Source organism: Hylemonella gracilis ATCC 19624 (genome assembly GCF_000211835.1).
Classification (GTDB): domain Bacteria; phylum Pseudomonadota; class Gammaproteobacteria; order Burkholderiales; family Burkholderiaceae_C; genus Hylemonella; species Hylemonella gracilis.
Genome location: NZ_AEGR01000028.1, coordinates 1 through 432, shown reverse-complemented (window position 1 = coordinate 432; position 432 = coordinate 1). Strand labels below are relative to the sequence as shown.

The window sequence follows — 432 nt, the reverse complement described above, 5'->3', positions numbered from 1 at the left end:
GCGTAGGTTCGCACCGGGTCCAGACCGCGCTGCGCGCAGGCCCAGGCGGACCAGCGGTTGCCGGTGACGACATGACCGATCTCTTCACGCAGGATGAGGTCCAGGATTTCATCGCCGCGCGCGTTACCGATGGACACAAGTTTGGCCTTCAAGGCGGGCGAGGCGTCCAAGCCCCGCGCCTGCAGGGTGCTCGGCACCAGAGCCACCCGCGCCAGCAGGTCGTCCCGGATGCGCTCGGCCATCTGCGCCACGGGCCGCCATGGGCTGGAAAGTCACCGTCGTCGAATCCCAGTGTCCGCACATGCGCGCGCAGCAGGGTGGCTTGACTTGCGGACACGCAGGCCGGCCGACCAACGACAGGCCCGCCGTGCCAGCGGGCCGATGGCAGTTCGCAGTTCGCAGAGCGACCTTGGGTCAGAAGCTTTCCCAGCT

1 protein-coding gene is annotated in these 432 nt (G+C 68.3%); it reads right to left on the bottom strand.

Annotation, left to right across the window (positions count from 1 at the left end):
* The coding region (locus HGR_RS17710; RefSeq protein WP_006296400.1) for a DUF455 family protein at positions 1 to 242 on the bottom strand (242 nt) is incomplete at its 3' end.
* Positions 243 to 432: the final 190 nt, after the last annotated feature.